Here is a 16,635-nt window from a genome sequence, read left to right on the forward strand (position 1 = left end):
AAACCATGTCATGGGGGCAGGTGGCGAGCGTCAGCATTTACGCCGTAGTGCTGCCGTGGTTTTTGGTAAGCTCTCGGCTGGCCACCAGGGGGCCAATAAGATTCTTATAAATCAGAGGCTTGGATTGATAGACTATCTCTATACCCCGATCAACCCGGGGGAGCTGCCATGAGCTGGTGGCAGGTTGTAGGCGTTGCAGGCTTGGTACTGGTGGGCATAGGCCTGACCTGGACCCGTTGGGCTACCGCCACCCTGGCGTTGATGCGCCGCCGTGCTGGCTATGTCCGGCACAGCATAGGGGTCGATGGCTTCGAGCTGGTCTACCACGAATCCGGCCGGCGCGACGCGCCGCCCATGCTGCTCTTGCATGGCTTTGGTGGCGATGGCGACAACTGGGTGCGCTTCACCCCGCATATGCGCGGCGACTACCGCGTGCTGGTGCCCGATCTGCCTGGCTTTGGCCAGACCGGCTATTTGCCGGGCCAATCCTATTCGCTGGAACGCCAGATCGCCCGTCTCAAGGATTTTGTCGACATGCTGCACCTGGAGCAGGTGCATCTGGTCGGCAACTCCATGGGGGGCTATATCGCTGCCGGTTTCGCTGCCGCTTACCCTGAACGCGTGGCCAGCCTGGGGCTGTTCAATGCCGCGGGGGTGGATATGCCCAAGCGCAGTCCCTTCTACGACGCCGCGCTGGCGGGCGAGAACTGGCTGCTGGTGCGTGAACCCAGCGATTTCGACCGCATCATCAAGCTGGTCTACCACAAACAACCCTGGATACCGGGCTTTCTGCGCGACTATCTGGTGGCCCAGCGCATGACGGTAGCGGACGACCAGGATCTGGTCTTCCACGAAATCTTTACCGAACGCGTTTGGCTCGATGACCGCCTGCCCGCCATCAAGGCCCCCACCCTGATACTGTGGGGTGACGACGACAGGGTGCTGGACATCTCATCCATCAAGCTGTTCCAGGCGGGCATACGCCACGCCCAGGTGGCAATCATCCCGGCCTGCGGCCATGTTCCCATGCTAGAGAAACCGGCCGCTACCGCCAGGGTGTATCGCGGTTTCCTGGCCAACCAGGGCGACAAGGTCAGCCCTGCCATGCATATCGGTGCTCCCGGCACCAGCACGGCCTGAGGCTATCAAACCAGGGCGGGTGGTGTTCAGCGCCACTCGCCCTTCAGCATCACCGCCGCCAGCAATCCACTGGTGCCCACCAGCACCAGCACCGTCATACCCCAGCCCTGCCAGCTACCCAGGCTCTCGCCACCAGACAGCTGCATCAGGCCCAGGGCTATCAAGGTCCCCACCACTGCCCCACCTAGCGTCCAGCGCGATTGACGCCGCTGCCTGGCCAACCGCTGCCGGGCTACAGCCAATGCCTGCGCGGCAGGCAGGGATGGCAGCGGCGAGTTATACACCTGCGCCATCACAATCTGGCTGAAGCCATCGTCCGCCAGATCAAACGGCCCTGCGGTGGCGTACAACATGGCATCCAGCGCCTCGTCCGTTGCCATCTCCGGTTTGATCGGTGTCATTTCTGCTCTCCTGCCTGCCAGGCCGCCAGCCACGTGCGCAACCTGGCTTTGCCACGCGTCACATGCGATTTCAGGGTGCCCAAGGGCAAACCCAGTACTGCAGCGGCTTCTTCATGGCTTAAATCCATTTGAAAACAATGGACTATCGCTATCCGTTCCATCTCCGGCAGCCGTTTGACGGCCTCTTCGATGTCCAGCCGCAAGACATTATCCACCTCGCTGGCGGCGATGTCCCAGCTATCGGGCAAGGTCTGCTGCACCGGGTGGCTACGCTGATGCATCAGGAACTGGTGGTAGGCAATCCGGTATAGCCAGGTGCTGAACCGGGCTGTTCCCCGAAAACCTGCAATATGCCGCCAGGCCTGCACAAAGGCCTCCTGTGCCAGATCATCGGCCAAGGCGATATCGCCCTTGGTCAATCGGCGCAGCTGCATCCGCACCCGTGCCTGATGCAGCCTTACCAGTTCGCCAAAAGCAGCCCTGTCGCCCGCGCTTGCCCGGCCCAGCAGGGCAGATTCCGCCTCCGTCTGGGTAATGGTGGCGCCGTCCACCGTCAGTCAGCCGCGTTGTCCGACTTGTTACCCTGGCGGCCTTCTATCCACAGCGCCAGCAACTGTGCCGCACCGATGCAGAACACCAAGGCGCCGATGCCGCTCAAAAAGCGCAGACCCAACATGTAGAACATGATCGCCAAGCCCACACCGACACCCAACAGGGTAATGGCCTGAAACAGCGGGGAGCCTTCCTTCTCATCTTGCCGGGGCGGATCAAGCAACTCAGGCGGTATGGGCTGGCCTCTATCGCTCAGATACTTGATGGCCTCAACCATTTGCACAGTGCGCTGCTGCCGAAAATACAGCACCACAAACACAATGACGGCCGGCAAGGCAATGGCAGCCAAGGGAATCATGGCAAGCAGCCAGAGATGTTCGTTGAAGAGTTGTGCATCCATGTAACGTGTCCTCGGTGTGTGGGCAAATTTACGAGCCGGCGTTGCAGCGGCTGGTGGCATCTGCCGAAAAGGCGGTAAAGACCCGCCACATTGTTTACACCGACTTGGATGCAGGCATTCAGCCTGCTGGATGCAGAGAGCAGAAAAATATTTTGACCAGGGCGATCAGGGTGCTTGCTTCAGGCGTCACCTCGGCGGAATTCCCTCACCACATGGGCTTGCCGGCGACTGACCGGCAATTTCTCGGCGCAGCCATCCAGTATTGCCATCCAATGGCCTTCGCCTTCTTCGTGGCCACGCTCAAAGCCCTGCAGCTTGTTGCGGGCAATCAGACAATTGCGATGGATACGCAAAAAGCGGTCGCCAAATTCGGCTTCCAGCTGGGTGAGCGATTCTTCCAGCAGAAACTCGGCTTCGCGGGTCTTGAGGGTAACGTACTTCAGCTCGGCTTTCAGGAATAACACTGAATCCACCGGCACCAGCCTGACCCTGCCGCGCTCTGCCACGCTGAAATACCGCCTTGCCGTGGTCGCCAAGGAGGCCAATGCATCGGTACTGGCATGCGGCAATTCACGCGCACGGGCCAGCGCAGCGGCCAGCCGCTCCTGCCGTATGGGTTTCAGCAGGTAATCGAGCGCATGCACTTCGAAAGCTTGTACCGCGAATTCATCGAAGGCTGTGCAAAAGATCACGGCTGGCCTGTGGTGCAGACGCCCCAGGTGGCGAGCCAGCTCCAGGCCATTCATGCCGGGCATGTTGATGTCGGTCAGCACCAGGTCGGCAGGCTGCTGCACCAGTTTCTCTATGGCTTCCGGGCCGTTTTGGGCCGTGCCGACCACTTCGTGCGGAAACTCGGCACGGCAGTCGGCCAGGATATCCTGCAGCCGGTTCAGGGCTGGTGGTTCGTCGTCCACCAGAAACACTCGGAGCGTAGCAGTCATAGTTTTGCCGTGCGGTAAGGCATAGTTACATGCACTTGATAATAGTCGTTGCCCACGGTGGTTTTCAGGCTAGCTTCAGCATCAAAGTGCAAACGCAGCCTTTCCCGGATGTTGCCCATCGCCATCTTGTTGCCGGAATGATGATCCCCACCCTCTTTGTAATAGGGGTTACGGATATCAATATGCAACTCATCTCGTGATCGAAATATATTGATGCTGATGATACCGGGTGCAATGGCAGGTTCAATACCGTGATACACGGCGTTTTCCAGCAAGGGTTGCAGCACCAGTGGCGGCACCAGCGCATCAGCTGGCATGCGTTCACTGTGCCATTCCAGCTGCATCCGCCCTCCTAGCCGCAAACCCTCTATCCGCAAGTACTGGCTGGCCAGCGCCACCTCGCGTGCCAACGGCACCAGATCACGGTTCTCGGCCATAAAAACTCGGAACAGATCAGCCAGATCTTCCAATGCTTCTTCTGCCTTGCGCGGCTCGCTGCGTATCAGGCTCAACACCGCATTCAGGCTGTTGAACAGAAAATGGGGCCGTATCCGGGCTTGCAGTGCTTGCAGCCTGGCCTCGGTCAGCAGTGGCGACATGGCACGGCTGCGTAGCCGGAAGTAGCCCAAAAGCAACAGAGTCAGTGCCGAGCTGGCAACCAGCGTGCGCAGATAGCTTTGTGCCACCAGCGGGTAGAAATCAGCCAGGCCAATACGGACCAGCATGCCGACAGCAGTGCATAGCAGCACGCAGACAGTCACACCCATGCCATAGGGCAAGCGCAGCAAGCGATCGCGTAGCAGCGCCAGGCTGCCGAGTGCAAACAGCAAAGTGGGCTGTAGCAAGGCGGCTTGCGCGATGTATTCACGCATCGCATCGCGCACGCTATCGGTGCTCCACAAAGCCAGACCCACCGCGAACAGGTTGGCTGACAGCAGCACGCGCAGCATGACGCCGAGGTTGCGGGTATCGGGCAGCTTGTCTGGCACGGACTGGGGTAGCGGGCTATTCACAGGGCGGCTTGATTAAGTAAGTGTGTAAAGATGGATAAAGATTAATAAAGGTAGCCGAAATCTGTGGAAAACCCAGATAACGTTTACTTTTCACAGGCTTAAGCCCCCTGTACCCGGTGCATAACTGTGTACTTGCGGGCAGAACGCTTAGTGGATGCTTTTTGGGCCTGTGCAAAAGGGCCGAATTATCCCCAATCCATACCCACGTTCACGCCATCGCCCGGCCATCCGGTAGGGCAAGCCGGATGGACGGCACAAACAGCGTGGTTTTGGGGCAGCTGGCAGCCGCCAACAGCCCTGCCAGACCGGGTTTCAGCCCCCATGGCGGTCGCCAGGTTCGCCACAGCAAGCGGTGGAAATCGCATTGTGGTTTTCTTTTTGCGCTGCCAGCGTATAGAACGTTGTTAGAGCCGTAGCGTAGCGAACTGACCAAGATGTGTGGTTTGCGACGCTTGCAACGTGCCCCTACATCGAAGCCGCAGGAGGAAACCATGGACGAAGAGACCGTCAAACTCGTCTATTTCATCGCCGTGACTGGGCTGGTGACGCTGATTTTGCTATCGGTGCTGGCCGCCATACGCCGCGCCCTGATCAAGCAAGGGTGGCGTATTGCCGAAGCCATGAGCGAAGAGCTTGATGCCGCCTCCTTGCCCGCCGCGATGGCCAACCCCGCCCCACAGGCCACCCCAACAGCGACAGACACCTACCAGTTGCCCGGTCACCTGATCCCCAGTGCCAGCCGTCTGATTGGCATGGTGGGCCTGGTCATCATGGCCGCCATGTATGTCGGCATCGGCTATTTCGCCCTCTACGCCGCCTTTTTTAGCCCGGCTTCGCTGGCCTATATCGACGATCTGGCCAAGTACTTCCTGGTCGGCTCTGCCCTGTTTGCCCCTTATGCCTTCAACCAGCTGTCGAGCATGATGAAGTGAACATGTAAGAGAAAAACAATACGCGCAGGAGGATGGCAATGGGTTTTCAGGCAGGATTCGACACCTCGCACTACCCTGGCGATAGCCAGATGGCCTGGCTCAAGGCCAACACCAACCTAGCCTGGTGCGGCTTTTACCTGGCGCCCGCCCCCAGCCACGGCGATACCGGCTGGATGAACACCCGCGCCACCCTGGTCGCCCAAGGCTGGGGCCTCGCCCCGGTCTACCTCGGCCAACAGACCGCCGGCCCCGGCTCGCACATCATCACCGCCGCCCAAGGCAGTCTCGACGGTGCCAATGCCGCACAACTGGTCGGGCAGGCCGGTTTTGCCCAAGGCAGCTACGTCTATCTCGACGTAGAAGACGGCTCCGCCCCCACCGCCGCCAGCCAGGCCTATATCAAAGCCTGGGCCCAGGCACTGGCCCAGCAAGGCTATGGCGTTGGTATCTACTGCTCACACGTCATCGCCGCCAGCCTGTTTAACCTGCTGCAGACACTGGAATTGAACGCCACACCGCGCATCTGGGCCTATAAGGTGAGCACCACCGCCACCCATGCCTACACCGGCAGCATCGCCACCTTCCCAACGCCTGATCCCGCCGGCAGCGGCTATGCCAGCGCCAGCATCTGGCAGCGCGAACAGAATTGCACGCTTAGTTTGCCGGGGGCGCCGGTAACGGCGATGACGGTGGATTTGAGTACGGCGGGAGTGGATTTATAGAGTAAGCGAGAATGGCGAATGATTTTTTGCACTTTCAGATATAACGTTGGTACCTTATCAGCGGTTCTCATTGCAGGCCTAATTTCTTTGCCGGGGTTGATCGTTAGTAAAGAGCTGAAAATTTCAGAGTTCCGGTAGGCTTGGATTGACGGGTTGCGATCGGAAATTTCTACTTTGATTGCGAATATCTTCTAAAAACGAATGGATGCATGTACAAGCAGTCGTAAATGTTTACCGAATACCCAGGTTTGCTACCTTATTTTTGTCGCAAGGGTTGTTTTCGGCATACATTATGAGAACGACCTCACTAGAGTTCTAACGAGATGGTGAGAAACTCGCCAGTTCCTGTATAGGATTTTTCTCTACTGCTTTTCGATTTAGCAGCTAAGCCCTGGTCGGTGAGTCAGGGTGGCTAATAATTAGCGGCCGACTTGGCAAAAAGGATAGTAAATGCGCTCTAATCAATTGGATACGATTACTCCTCGACTAGTTACTATGAAATCTATAAGTGTTTTGTAATCACAGTAAGATTCGCATTGCTTTCTCAACTCAAGCACTGACATATGCCGGTTCTGATTCAAACTCTCCAGCGCAGAACGTACTTTCCCATGATTAACAACACGGTGAGAATAGCCGCGAGAATATATATAAATAACATTATTATGTACATGCGTAACAAGGGGAAATTCATTTGCCAAACTAATTATAGAATTGTCGGACCAATGGGCACTTTCCTTAATTGGAGAGCCAGAAAACAGCATATTACTCCAAGAACGATGGCGAGCATTAGTTAGGATATTCTCCACCGTAACCCCAACCAACTCATTACTATTTTCAGCTCCTAAGCGATGTAAAATAACGTCACTGAGTGTTGTACCAAGATCCTTGTTACCTTGATCAATAAGCAGCCCTATGGTGTGCGAAATTATTTCGTCTGTGCTACGAAAGGTCAGTTTAAAAGAAATATCTATGCTAAATTCAGGAGCATCACCTATATGAGCATAGTTTGCCGGTAGAACAAATCCATCTCCAGGTTCGATAGTGTAACGTGTAGCGTCTTGCAACGATCGAGGTATGCCTAATAAAGCATCTTTTTCGAATATAAAAATATCCTTAGGGCATGGGCCGAGATTAAAATGAATAACCGACGCGCAAGGCTCGTCATAATGTACTCCGAACGGCGTGAATCCATAGTCACCCGCAAATATGACAGCCTCGATGCCAAGATGCAGTGGATCCTCCTCATATATTTTTGGTCGGATCCAAGCAGCAAACTTTGCGCATGCTCTTAGTGCCCAGCGCTCCGCCCCGTTAAGGATTAGACCTGATTTTCTGCATTCAAAAATATCATTAAACCAAGACTGAAAATTGCCTGCAGTATTAATCGGCGATTTCCATATCTTTCGTTCTAAGCTTGGGAACATTTCACCATTTACGTAAGCCCGAAGATACGGGCGCTTCTTCACTGCTTGATCACCTGGCAAGTAAAAAAACACCTCGGATATGTCGTCTATGGTAAATCCCAACGCATCAACCGCTCGTGGTAGAACTAAGGGAGGTAACAGCTGGTGTGGCTTTCTAGCTAGACTTAGCCAAGATTTGTCACATAGCCCCCTGGCATCAATAGATTGGTTCAATTTTGGCTCATTTACTATATTTAGATTAGCATCAGCCGCCACTAACTGCATGAACTATTACCAATTCATCGCTATCCATGAACGTAGCGTGAAAGAAATCCATCTCATAAATACGTTGATTGTTAATAAAATACGCTAAACCAAGTGCCGTTTTATCGCCACAGCGCAGTGGTAATAATTCCTTCAGTTTATAGTTGTTGATAGTAAGCTCTTCAATTATCTGACGCCAATAACGCCCCGCACACTGATAATCTCTTTCGAGAAGACTAAACTTGGGACCAATCAAAGTCAATGTTGGCATAAATTACCTTACACATAAGATGCAGCATAATGTGACATTCGGTCGAATACTGCCTGACCTAATGGTGAGAGATCGGCTCCAATCGGTATTTTAGTTGCTTGGCGCATGTACCAGAGCACATAATGAAGTCGCTCCGCACGTCGCCCTATCAATGGGACTGTTGTTGCGCTTTCCAGTAAATATCGATGTACCGCGCAAGAGAAATGTAGTGCGAGTAAGACACCTCTCGCGTCTTTGGAGCCTGTCCCCGATGGCAATGTATGTATCTGCTTGGCATCCCGGTGTTGCAGATCTAGCAATTCACACATCATACCCATCCAAACGTGGGCGAATTCATGAACTAATACTTCTTCAAGAATACCGAAGGATGATTGAAGTGCACCTTCACCTAGAAAAATGGTTTGAGGGATCTTGGGATTTGTCATACTAATTTTCTGACATTGCCATCGAAGTAGACGAATTGGCAGTTCAAATAGTGGTGCGAGTGATTTGGAGCGCACCTTTACCTCACGAAGGGCGGTGTTTACCCACGCTGATTCTTTCTCCGTCAGCGCGGAGCAATCTGGGATTAAATCTTGTCGGAATACTTTACTACTAGCCACTTCACAGACATGCTCTGGACTTAATAATCTTAGATAATCATCTCGGCCACGACTAGGCTCCAGCCAACCCGCTCGCGTACCAGCCACTATCGAAAGGAAGCGCGAGGCATCAAAATCGTCGTCAATGAATGGAAGACCACCTAGTTCGGTCAGTTTTATTTTTGAGCAGCTTAGCGATTTCGATGTGTAGCTTACTGGATTTTTGATTTCCCACGGACGTAATTCTATGAATTTTTGAAGATCCAGATATTTTATTCTATGAGGGTTAAGTGCTAAATCTAGATCCCTAGGATTGATGAGAATATTACCGAACTTAGCTAATAGGCAGGACCCATATTCAACTGTTCTCTCACCATACCACCTGCATGACATATGTGACAATATATGTTCTTTGGCAGGCGCGGATAAAACTCCGCTTTCCTCTTGGCATTGAAGATAATGCCGCCAATGAATCAAAGGTTCACTTATTGCAGTATAAGGATAGTTTGGCAAATGAAGTAAAGTGACTTCATCATCCGGCAGCGCAGGATTGGCGTGAAATGCCTGGAAAACATCACCAAACCCACACATTCCTACATGTCCCAGCTCTACAGCACGAATCGCACCTATTGAACAAAGCCCCCAAATACGGGCCCCAGAACGAATTGCATCTCGAATTTCCGCATGACCGACAGCAGGCCGTTGATGAAATAACCCATCGGCAATCGCAATTAATGCATCTGGCTCATCTTTAATTAGCGCTTGTATATCCCCTCTGCCAATGGGTTGATGCAAAACTATGCCTTCTGCGCTTAATCGAGTTTGCGTCGTCAATCCAAGGCTTGGACCTGCAAAGAGGTGTAAATGGTGATTAATCACGGGCCTTGATCTCATGTAGTATCCGAGGTCCAACTCGACGAGATTCCGGGTCAAATTGCTCTAGGCCCGGAGCAATTACTCGTACAACCTGTATAGGTAGATGCTCCGGAGTCAATGTGACCACGATAGGAGAGGGAAGACCTTCTGATTTGACTATCTTATTCAAAGTTGTCCACGCCGTAGCTAGGTCTACACAGCATTGTTCCTGATCAGCGATCCGCCCAAAATCGATGACACAATCATTATGTGAGATACGCGCGCGTAAGCCCTCATTCGCTGCAAGTTCAGCGCTTGGCCCCGACGCCATGAACATTTCATGGCGCCGCACTATGTCATCTCGCCCACCATGAATGTGACTTAATCGCGCCTGCGCTGCTTCAGTTATAGCACGGGTCATCGCAATAGACTTATTTAGATGTAGTCCATAGCCCGCAGCAATTGCGATTGGTGATGTTAGATTTGGTTCAAGAATATAGGCTTCGAAATATGGTAGCCCTCCTAAAGCGGATGTATAACGTACGAATATTTCGAGATCTGCTTGAATAATTAGATCTACAAGCATCTCCAGATGATCAGGGAGGTCCTTTAAGCTAACGAGTTGTGATGAAGGCCTTATGCAATTTAATGCTGTGGTGTCACGCTCAATTAATTCTGCTAAACCGTGCACACTCGCTTCTAGAATAGAGTTGCCTGATGCTAGGCCACTTGTGCTGCCGCCGAACGTTCCAGTATAAGGAAGGTCATGTGTCGGCATCCAAATTAGTTCCGCAGGAACCCAAATCATCTCCTCACTGTCAGGGTGCCGCACCTGAATCGCTGCAGTCTGTTTTTCTGGGTTTAGGTCAGCTTGCCACTTAGGGCAAAATAAGCGGATATCAAAGGGCTGCGGAAAAGACGCGGCGATATCACCTAATGCAATAACATCGTGCTGCAAGAGGCTTGCGCCAGGTTCAGCAAATGCAAACTCAATGGATTCAAGTAACGCACCCGCGATCGCTTCCTGCAACGAGAGTCCTTTTCCTGCATTTACACATAAATGTGACCGTGCAGCAGTAGGTCGGATGCTCGCAGCAACTGGTATGCCTATACGATCAAGCCATGTAACGTCAACGACGCGACTAACACCCAGCCGTCTTGCGATCGGCTGGGCAATTTCAATGGTTTGCATAAGCGTTCGCTGCCGCAGCCCTGAATGGCTGTGAAACAGCCTGCTTTGAGCCACGGAAAGCACTTATAGTTCGTTATTTGCTTGGTGTGCTACCCAAGCGGTGCTGTTTAGTAGTGACTCATCTGATAGGAATTTCTCGAATCGACGAGCCAGATCCTCGTCAATATCCAATAATCCCTCGGCCGCCTTGGGCTCCCCTTGCTGTCGCGCAACCCTTGGAAACGCTATACGCGCTTCCGTACTAAGGAGTTGTTCTACTGTCCCGGCGTGAACATCCAGAGCAATAGATTGCGAGCAGCGACCCACAGACCACATTTTAACTGGTGCCATCCACCCGCAGCCAACAGACGTAGTCCCTTCACCATTCAGCAGTAAAATCCGGCGTTCACGCACAGCAACACATAGCTCCTTCCAGCCCCAACCCTTAACAAGTACTGGTGTAAGGCCGTGATATGCCGAATTTTTGTCAAATTTCAAAAGCAGGCCGTCAAGTGCCTCGCCATAGACAAAAATATTTAAGTCTTGGGATGCAAGTTCTTCAACGTTCATTACAAATTCCTCCTAAAGATCAACGGTAACTGCTAGAACAGTTACAGCTTATGGTGGGGCGGTCGAAACCAAATTACCACCCACTTATGTTAGCCAGCACTTTAGGCTTAGACTAGCTAGCCCTATTTGTAAAGAGCTGCGCACTTTAGCTGTAAAATACGAACATCAGGTTAGGTGAATCTGCAACGGATTGAGGCGTGCGAATAGGAATCGCGAAGTTGATGGTCTTAGTCAGAATTATTTTATTACCCCCGCCCTTGAACCCCACCCACCCCCATGCTCTAATCCCCCCAAACAACCATACAAAATCAAGGGGGAAGCAGTGTCTCTGGCCGTACTCTACAGCCGCGCACTCAACGGGGTAGCCGCGCCCGAAGTGGTGGTGGAAGCCCATCTGGCGAACGGATTGCCGTCTTTCACCATTGTTGGCCTGCCCGATGCCGAGGTGAAGGAGGCCCGCGACCGGGTGCGGGCGGCCATACAGACGGCGCGCTATGAGTTCCCGGCCCGGCGTATAACCGTCAATCTGGCACCGGCCGATTTGCCCAAGGAAAGTGGCCGGTTCGATCTGCCCATTGCGCTGGGCATTTTGGCGGCCAGCGGGCAGATACCGGCCGACAAGCTGGCCGAGTATGAGTTTGCCGGCGAACTGGCGCTGACCGGCGAGTTGCGGCCGGTGCGTGGTGCGCTGGCGATGTCGCTGGCGGCCAGCAAGGCGGGGCGGCGTTTTGTGTTGCCGCAGGCCAATGCCGATGAGGCGGCGCTGATAGGTGATAGCACGGTGTTTGGCGCGGCCAGCCTGCTGGCCGTGTGCGCTCACCTGGGCGGCCATACCCTGCTGCCACGCCACCCTGTGCCAGCCCATCTGCAACTGGCGCACTATCCCGACCTGGCCGATGTAAAAGGCCAGCAGCCCGCCAAGCGTGCGCTGGAGATTGCGGCGGCTGGTGGGCATTCGCTGCTGATGGTGGGCCCACCTGGCACCGGCAAATCCATGCTGGCTTCGCGCCTGCCTGGCCTCTTGCCACCCATGGACGAGGCCTCGGCGCTGGAAGCGGCAGCACTGCAGTCGCTGGGTTCGCAGGGTTTCCAGGCAGAGCGGTTTGGCCAGCGGCCCTATAGGGCGCCGCACCATACCGCCTCGGCCGTGGCCCTGGTTGGGGGCGGTTCAGAGCCCCGGCCCGGCGAGATATCCCTGTCGCACAATGGGGTGTTGTTTCTGGACGAGCTGCCAGAGTTCGACCGCAAGGTGCTGGAGGTGCTGCGCGAGCCGCTGGAAAACCGCCGTATCGTGATCTCCCGCGCCGCCCGGCAGGCGGAGTTTCCCGCTGCCTTTCAGCTGGTTGCGGCCATGAACCCCTGCCCCTGCGGTTATCGCGGCCACCCATCGGGGCGCTGCCGTTGTACGCCAGACCAGGTGAGTCGTTATGCCGGCAAGCTCTCCGGCCCGTTTCTGGATCGTATTGACCTGATCATCGAAGTCCCCGCTGTCAGCCAATCGGAGTTGAGCGCGCCCGCCGCAGGCGAGGACAGTGCACGGGTGCGTGAGCGGGTGGGGCGAGCCCATGCGCGGCAGCACGCCCGTCAGGGCAGGGACAACGCCCGGCTAGGCAGCCGCGAGCTGGACACCGTGGCCAAGCTCGATGGCGAAGGCCAGCAGTTGCTGGATCTGGCCATGCAAAGGCTGGATCTCTCCGCCCGCGCCTACCACCGCATATTGCGGGTGGCGCGCACCATTGCCGATCTGGCCGGCAGCGAGCTGATTGCGGCAGGCCATCTGGCCGAGGCGATCCAGTATCGCCGCGCCATCTAGGGGAGTGTCTGCCATGTTCGACCCTCTGCAAACCACCCTGCCTGCGCTCTCTGCCGAGCTGCTGGCCGCTGCCCTGGGTGCAGCCGCCGGGCAGGCGGTGCCGCTGTATCAGCCACGGATGTGGATACCGCAGTTCCCTGATTATCAGCAGGATGCCTGGTCGGTGCGGCAGGTGCCCATGCTGACCATGAAGGGTTACTGGGGCAGCCCCTACCTGGTCGCCAACACTACCATGCTGATGCGCCACGGCCGTGAGAGCTGGATGTCGGTTACGCCGTCCGAGCTGGAGAGCCAGGAGCTGGGTTGCCGGCTGGCCCAGGGCCACACCGTGGTACTGGGTTTCGGCATGGGTATCGCCGCTTGCAATGCTGCGCTCAACCCGGCAGTGAGCAAGGTCACCGTCGTTGAATACGACCCAATTGTGCTCGATCTGGCTGAAACAGCCGGCATCATCGCCCAATTACCCGTCGACATCGCCGCCAAGGTGACCCTGCTGCAGGGTGACGCCCACCACTGGCAGCCTGGTGAGGCGGTCGATACCCTGCTGGCCGATTATTGGTTCCCCTTCTACGACCCCGAGCGGCTAGCCGAGATGCGTGCTGTGCAAGCACGTGTGGCGGCCAAGCAGGTGTTCTTCTGGGGCCAGGAATTGAACCTGGCCTGGCTGATACACCAACGCCACGGCGAAGTCTGCGCGCTGGACGATACCGCCCTGGCCGAGCTGATCGCCACCGACGCTGGCCTGCCCCTGCTATGGCCACGCGGCGAAGATTACGGGACGGCGATCAGCACCGCCGCACGGCATTGGCTACCCCTAGCCGTAAGGCAAGGTATGCGCTGGCCGATGCCGGCCTGAACAGCCGCTTAGCTGGGCGCATACCGGCACAGCATCATCTGCACCGCCTCCTCCAGCTGGTCGGCCAGATAGCTTGCGTCCAACGCCGGCAGGCCCAGTTGCAGGCGGATCAGTGATTCCCCCTGCAGCATCGCCAGAAACAGGTCGGCGGCCAGCCGTGGCTGGGGAATGCGCAGCACACCGGCGGCATCCACCTGCGTCAGGTATTGAGCCACCATGGTGATGGCCTTGTCCGGACCTTCCTGAAAAAACGCCATGCTGGCCTCGGGTTGCTGGCCCAGCGTGGCTTCCATCATACGGAAATGTGCCCGAACACTTTCGTGCTGCACCAGACCCAAAAACTGTCGGGCGATGCTGCGCAGGCTTTCGGCAGGCTTGCGCGGGTCCAGCTGCTGGGTGGGTGCCTGCTCGAATGCGCCGTTGGTACGAGCGCCTACCACCGCCTCAAATAAGGCCTGCTTGGATGGGAAGTAGCTGTAGATGGTCATCTTGGAGACGCCTGACGCTTGTGCGATGGCGTCCAGACTGGCGCGCTCGTAGCCTTGGGCCAGGAAGTGCACACGGGCTGCTTCGAGCAGGCGACGCATGCGTTCTGGGTCGCGCGGGCGACCGCGTTGACGGTGCTCTGTGGTGTTTTTCATTTATTTACTTTACCAGATAGTAAATACTACTTGCATTGGTTTACTCGGCAGTATAAAAAATAGCGCCTGGCCGGCCAAGCACCGGCGTGGCACCCGCCTGCCCAAGCGGAATCCAAACCGAACGAGGCGATCTTCGCCTACAGGAGCTATTCATGCTGCGTACTACCCTGATTGCGGCGCTGCTTGCGCCTTTCCCGCTCACCACGCTGGCCCAGACCGAACCCTGGTCTGTTGGCATCGGTGTGGGCGGTGGCCAAGCGATATACCACGATCAAGACAACAAGCCGATGCCGCTACCCCTGCTGCGCTACCGTGGTGAGCATTTCTTCGTGGAAGGCGATACTGTGGGCGTCACGGTATTCAACACGGCCAAACTGAGTGGGGCGCTGCTGCTGCGGAGCGAGATGCAGGAATACAATCCCGCCGATGCCAAGCAGCTTGCCTTTGCCAGGCTGGATAAACGGCGCGCCAGCCCGCTGGCCGGGATGCAGCTCAGTTATCGGCCAGGGCAGTTCGACAGCCTGGCATTCACGGTCTATGGCGACATCAGCCAGCACCATCGCAGTGTCATCCCGGCGATAGGCTGGCAACACCGGTTCGCGGCATCGGGGCCGGATACCCAGTATTTCAGCAGCGCAGAGCTGCGCTTTCATGGCAAGAAGTACAATCGCTATTACTACGGCATCAGCACGGCCGAATCGGCCCGCAGCGGCTTGGCGGCCCATGCGCCCGCTGCCAGTGAGCAGTTCGAGTACGCACTAGGGGTCAATCACCGCATCAGCCCCTCCTGGTCGCTGACCGCCATCGCCAGCGTGCGCAATATCGGCCGGGAACTCGACAACAGCCCCATGGTGGCGCGTCGCCGGGTAGGCAGTCTATTGGTGGGGGCCAGCTACCGGCTGGACTAGCCACCCACCACCACAGCACAATTCTGCTAGGGCTGCTTGAACGGCCGCGCGCGGCAAACCGGGCAGTACAGGTAGACCGGCTCGCCCTCACCCAGGCGCAAGCTGCCCTGGCGGAACTGGCTGATCTGCCATAGGCCTACCCGGCCGTCCTTGAAACGCACTTCGCCGCTGGCATAGCAGGGCGACCAGTCCAACTGGTGCAGGGCGTCCTGCTTGTCGACCTCGCCCGCCCGGGCAAGAAACTGTCTAACTTGCCGCACGCTCAGCTTGAAGCCATCGCAGCGTACGGCGGGGTTGGTTTCCTGGGCGGATTTCATGCCGTTTTGCTGGATGATCACCTGCTTGATGGCGGGCAGCTTGCTGGGGCAGAGCCGGGGTTCGAATTCGCTGCCGGCGCTGCAGCCATCATTGGCCTGGGCCAGGCTGGCGGCAAGCCCCAGCGTAGCCGCTATCCACCAGCGGCCTACCATGCGGCGGTACTCGCTTCGGTGGGGTTCTTGCGCGACACATCGGGGTGACGGAACACCTCTGTCGGTGCAATACCCAGCGTTTGCGATAGCTCGGCCACCAGCCATTTCAGCGAGCCGTTCTGTGCAGCCGTCACCGCCACATAGCTACCGTTGGCCTGGGCCTCGCCCACCAGCTCAATACCGATGGAATCCTGGTTGGCTGGAAAACGTGCCGGTGCCTGCTTGGCTATTTCGCGCTTGTTCTCGGCCGTGGGGGAGAAAGTCTTGAGCGCCTTGATCTCGACCGGCGTACACCGGTTCTCCAGCAAACAACGGGCTTTGAGCTTGCCCACATGCCAGGTCTGCTGACTGAGCGAGGCGGTCTGGTAGATCGTGCCGTCTTTCTCAATCAGGAAGTGGGCGCCGTTGGCCGATGCGTTCTTATAGCTGCTTAGCGATGACTGGGCGGTGCTGCCACCGGTCTGGTGCACGATGATGCCGCTGACCAGCTTCATCTGGCCGCGTTCGATACTGGTGGCGCGTGCGGCGTGTACGCGTGGATTGACCACCATGCCCTCCTTGTCGATCAACAGCATATTTTTCCTTATTGGTGGGGATGCTTGGCACAGGGGGTGGCAGGCAGCAAACTATGCATGTGTCATTGCCAGGCCGCAAGTGGTGTTATGCCCTTGGCCGGCACCCCGCCAGCCCCGGCAAGGCGGGGCTGGCGGGGCGACACACCCTGGCTAGGC

19 protein-coding genes are annotated in these 16,635 nt (G+C 56.3%); 6 read left to right on the plus strand and 13 right to left on the minus strand.

Going from position 1 to position 16,635, the window contains the following annotated elements; translation table 11 throughout:
* Positions 1–168: 168 nt before the first annotated feature.
* Positions 169–1,140, plus strand: coding sequence for an alpha/beta fold hydrolase (locus QWZ03_RS17075; RefSeq protein WP_290333820.1), 972 nt, complete (start codon positions 169–171; stop codon positions 1,138–1,140).
* Between the two features lie 26 nt (positions 1,141–1,166).
* Here the strand turns inward: QWZ03_RS17075 and QWZ03_RS17080 are convergent, their stop codons facing one another.
* From QWZ03_RS17080 to QWZ03_RS17100, 5 genes are all read right to left on the minus strand, one after another.
* Entirely contained in the window at positions 1,167–1,541 is a 375-nt protein-coding gene (locus QWZ03_RS17080; RefSeq protein WP_290333822.1) for a hypothetical protein, read from the minus strand.
* Positions 1,538–2,092, minus strand: coding sequence for an RNA polymerase sigma factor (locus QWZ03_RS17085; protein WP_290333823.1), 555 nt, complete (start codon positions 2,090–2,092; stop codon positions 1,538–1,540). The genes QWZ03_RS17080 and QWZ03_RS17085 overlap by 4 nt, the downstream gene beginning before the upstream one ends.
* Before the next feature lie 2 nt (positions 2,093–2,094).
* Entirely contained in the window at positions 2,095–2,493 is a 399-nt protein-coding gene (locus QWZ03_RS17090; RefSeq protein WP_290333824.1) for a DUF6249 domain-containing protein, read from the minus strand.
* A 179-nt stretch (positions 2,494–2,672) separates the two neighbouring features.
* Positions 2,673–3,434, minus strand: a complete 762-nt coding sequence (locus QWZ03_RS17095) for a LytR/AlgR family response regulator transcription factor (RefSeq protein ID WP_284195495.1) — start codon at positions 3,432–3,434, stop codon at positions 2,673–2,675.
* Positions 3,431–4,447 carry a sensor histidine kinase gene (locus tag QWZ03_RS17100; RefSeq protein WP_290333826.1) on the minus strand — a complete coding sequence of 339 codons (1,017 nt, stop codon included), beginning with the start codon at positions 4,445–4,447 and terminating at the stop codon, positions 3,431–3,433. The genes QWZ03_RS17095 and QWZ03_RS17100 overlap by 4 nt, the downstream gene beginning before the upstream one ends.
* 491 nt (positions 4,448–4,938) lie before the next feature.
* On the opposite strand from QWZ03_RS17100, the gene QWZ03_RS17105 reads away from it, so the two are divergent.
* Both QWZ03_RS17105 and QWZ03_RS17110 read left to right on the plus strand, forming a co-directional pair.
* The gene (locus QWZ03_RS17105) at positions 4,939–5,379 is read left to right on the plus strand and encodes a hypothetical protein (RefSeq protein WP_290333827.1); all 441 of its coding nucleotides are present in this window, start codon (positions 4,939–4,941) and stop codon (positions 5,377–5,379) included.
* Between the two features lie 38 nt (positions 5,380–5,417).
* Entirely contained in the window at positions 5,418–6,101 is a 684-nt protein-coding gene (locus tag QWZ03_RS17110; protein ID WP_290333829.1) for a glycoside hydrolase domain-containing protein, read from the plus strand.
* A 461-nt stretch (positions 6,102–6,562) separates the two neighbouring features.
* Here QWZ03_RS17110 and QWZ03_RS17115 read toward each other — a convergent pair whose 3' ends face one another.
* The 5 genes from QWZ03_RS17115 to QWZ03_RS17135 form a co-directional block, all read right to left on the minus strand.
* Positions 6,563–7,567 carry a hypothetical protein gene (locus QWZ03_RS17115; RefSeq protein ID WP_290333830.1) on the minus strand — a complete coding sequence of 335 codons (1,005 nt, stop codon included), beginning with the start codon at positions 7,565–7,567 and terminating at the stop codon, positions 6,563–6,565.
* A gap of 202 nt (positions 7,568–7,769) precedes the next feature.
* Complete coding sequence (locus tag QWZ03_RS17120; RefSeq protein ID WP_290333831.1) at positions 7,770–8,039, minus strand: hypothetical protein; 270 nt, start codon at positions 8,037–8,039, stop codon at positions 7,770–7,772.
* An 8-nt stretch (positions 8,040–8,047) separates the two neighbouring features.
* Positions 8,048–9,499 carry a TfuA-like protein gene (locus QWZ03_RS17125; protein WP_290333832.1) on the minus strand — a complete coding sequence of 484 codons (1,452 nt, stop codon included), beginning with the start codon at positions 9,497–9,499 and terminating at the stop codon, positions 8,048–8,050.
* Positions 9,492–10,667 carry a YcaO-like family protein gene (locus tag QWZ03_RS17130; protein WP_290333833.1) on the minus strand — a complete coding sequence of 392 codons (1,176 nt, stop codon included), beginning with the start codon at positions 10,665–10,667 and terminating at the stop codon, positions 9,492–9,494. The genes QWZ03_RS17125 and QWZ03_RS17130 overlap by 8 nt, the downstream gene beginning before the upstream one ends.
* A gap of 63 nt (positions 10,668–10,730) precedes the next feature.
* On the minus strand, positions 10,731–11,216 hold the full coding sequence (locus QWZ03_RS17135) for a hypothetical protein (RefSeq protein WP_290333834.1): 486 nt from the start codon (positions 11,214–11,216) through the stop codon (positions 10,731–10,733).
* 322 nt (positions 11,217–11,538) lie between these two features.
* Here QWZ03_RS17135 and QWZ03_RS17140 point away from each other — a divergent pair, with 322 nt between their 5' ends.
* A complete protein-coding gene (locus QWZ03_RS17140) occupies positions 11,539–13,029 on the plus strand; it encodes a YifB family Mg chelatase-like AAA ATPase (protein ID WP_290333836.1) in 1,491 nt (496 codons plus the stop codon).
* A 13-nt stretch (positions 13,030–13,042) separates the two neighbouring features.
* Positions 13,043–13,885 (plus strand): class I SAM-dependent methyltransferase, encoded by an 843-nt coding sequence (locus QWZ03_RS17145; protein ID WP_290333837.1) that lies wholly within the window; start codon positions 13,043–13,045, stop codon positions 13,883–13,885.
* An 8-nt stretch (positions 13,886–13,893) separates the two neighbouring features.
* Here QWZ03_RS17145 and QWZ03_RS17150 read toward each other — a convergent pair whose 3' ends face one another.
* A complete protein-coding gene (locus QWZ03_RS17150) occupies positions 13,894–14,526 on the minus strand; it encodes a TetR/AcrR family transcriptional regulator (protein WP_290333838.1) in 633 nt (210 codons plus the stop codon).
* Positions 14,527–14,678: 152 nt separating this feature from the next.
* On the opposite strand from QWZ03_RS17150, the gene QWZ03_RS17155 reads away from it, so the two are divergent.
* On the plus strand, positions 14,679–15,434 hold the full coding sequence (locus QWZ03_RS17155; protein ID WP_290333839.1) for a MipA/OmpV family protein: 756 nt from the start codon (positions 14,679–14,681) through the stop codon (positions 15,432–15,434).
* A gap of 26 nt (positions 15,435–15,460) precedes the next feature.
* Here QWZ03_RS17155 and QWZ03_RS17160 read toward each other — a convergent pair whose 3' ends face one another.
* The gene (locus QWZ03_RS17160) at positions 15,461–15,904 is read right to left on the minus strand and encodes a hypothetical protein (protein ID WP_290333840.1); all 444 of its coding nucleotides are present in this window, start codon (positions 15,902–15,904) and stop codon (positions 15,461–15,463) included.
* On the minus strand, positions 15,898–16,479 hold the full coding sequence (locus tag QWZ03_RS17165; RefSeq protein WP_290333842.1) for a peptidoglycan recognition protein family protein: 582 nt from the start codon (positions 16,477–16,479) through the stop codon (positions 15,898–15,900). The genes QWZ03_RS17160 and QWZ03_RS17165 overlap by 7 nt, the downstream gene beginning before the upstream one ends.
* Positions 16,480–16,635 lie beyond the last annotated feature (156 nt).

This window comes from Chitinimonas viridis (genome assembly GCF_030409555.1).
In the GTDB taxonomy this organism is placed as follows: domain Bacteria; phylum Pseudomonadota; class Gammaproteobacteria; order Burkholderiales; family Chitinimonadaceae; genus Chitinimonas; species Chitinimonas viridis.

What these genes read in the sequence shown, in the direction of transcription:
- QWZ03_RS17075 (WP_290333820.1), top strand. Translation starts at nt 169, where the DNA reads ATGAGCTGGTGGCAGGTTGTAGGCGTTGCAGGCTTGGTACTGGTGGGC.
- QWZ03_RS17080 (WP_290333822.1), bottom strand. Translation starts at nt 1,541, where the DNA reads ATGACACCGATCAAACCGGAGATGGCAACGGACGAGGCGCTGGATGCC.
- QWZ03_RS17090 (WP_290333824.1), bottom strand. Translation starts at nt 2,493, where the DNA reads ATGGATGCACAACTCTTCAACGAACATCTCTGGCTGCTTGCCATGATT.
- QWZ03_RS17095 (WP_284195495.1), bottom strand. Translation starts at nt 3,434, where the DNA reads ATGACTGCTACGCTCCGAGTGTTTCTGGTGGACGACGAACCACCAGCC.
- QWZ03_RS17105 (WP_290333827.1), top strand. Translation starts at nt 4,939, where the DNA reads ATGGACGAAGAGACCGTCAAACTCGTCTATTTCATCGCCGTGACTGGG.
- QWZ03_RS17110 (WP_290333829.1), top strand. Translation starts at nt 5,418, where the DNA reads ATGGGTTTTCAGGCAGGATTCGACACCTCGCACTACCCTGGCGATAGC.
- QWZ03_RS17120 (WP_290333831.1), bottom strand. Translation starts at nt 8,039, where the DNA reads ATGCCAACATTGACTTTGATTGGTCCCAAGTTTAGTCTTCTCGAAAGA.
- QWZ03_RS17130 (WP_290333833.1), bottom strand. Translation starts at nt 10,667, where the DNA reads ATGCAAACCATTGAAATTGCCCAGCCGATCGCAAGACGGCTGGGTGTT.
- QWZ03_RS17135 (WP_290333834.1), bottom strand. Translation starts at nt 11,216, where the DNA reads ATGAACGTTGAAGAACTTGCATCCCAAGACTTAAATATTTTTGTCTAT.
- QWZ03_RS17145 (WP_290333837.1), top strand. Translation starts at nt 13,043, where the DNA reads ATGTTCGACCCTCTGCAAACCACCCTGCCTGCGCTCTCTGCCGAGCTG.
- QWZ03_RS17150 (WP_290333838.1), bottom strand. Translation starts at nt 14,526, where the DNA reads ATGAAAAACACCACAGAGCACCGTCAACGCGGTCGCCCGCGCGACCCA.
- QWZ03_RS17155 (WP_290333839.1), top strand. Translation starts at nt 14,679, where the DNA reads ATGCTGCGTACTACCCTGATTGCGGCGCTGCTTGCGCCTTTCCCGCTC.
- QWZ03_RS17160 (WP_290333840.1), bottom strand. Translation starts at nt 15,904, where the DNA reads ATGGTAGGCCGCTGGTGGATAGCGGCTACGCTGGGGCTTGCCGCCAGC.
- QWZ03_RS17165 (WP_290333842.1), bottom strand. Translation starts at nt 16,479, where the DNA reads ATGCTGTTGATCGACAAGGAGGGCATGGTGGTCAATCCACGCGTACAC.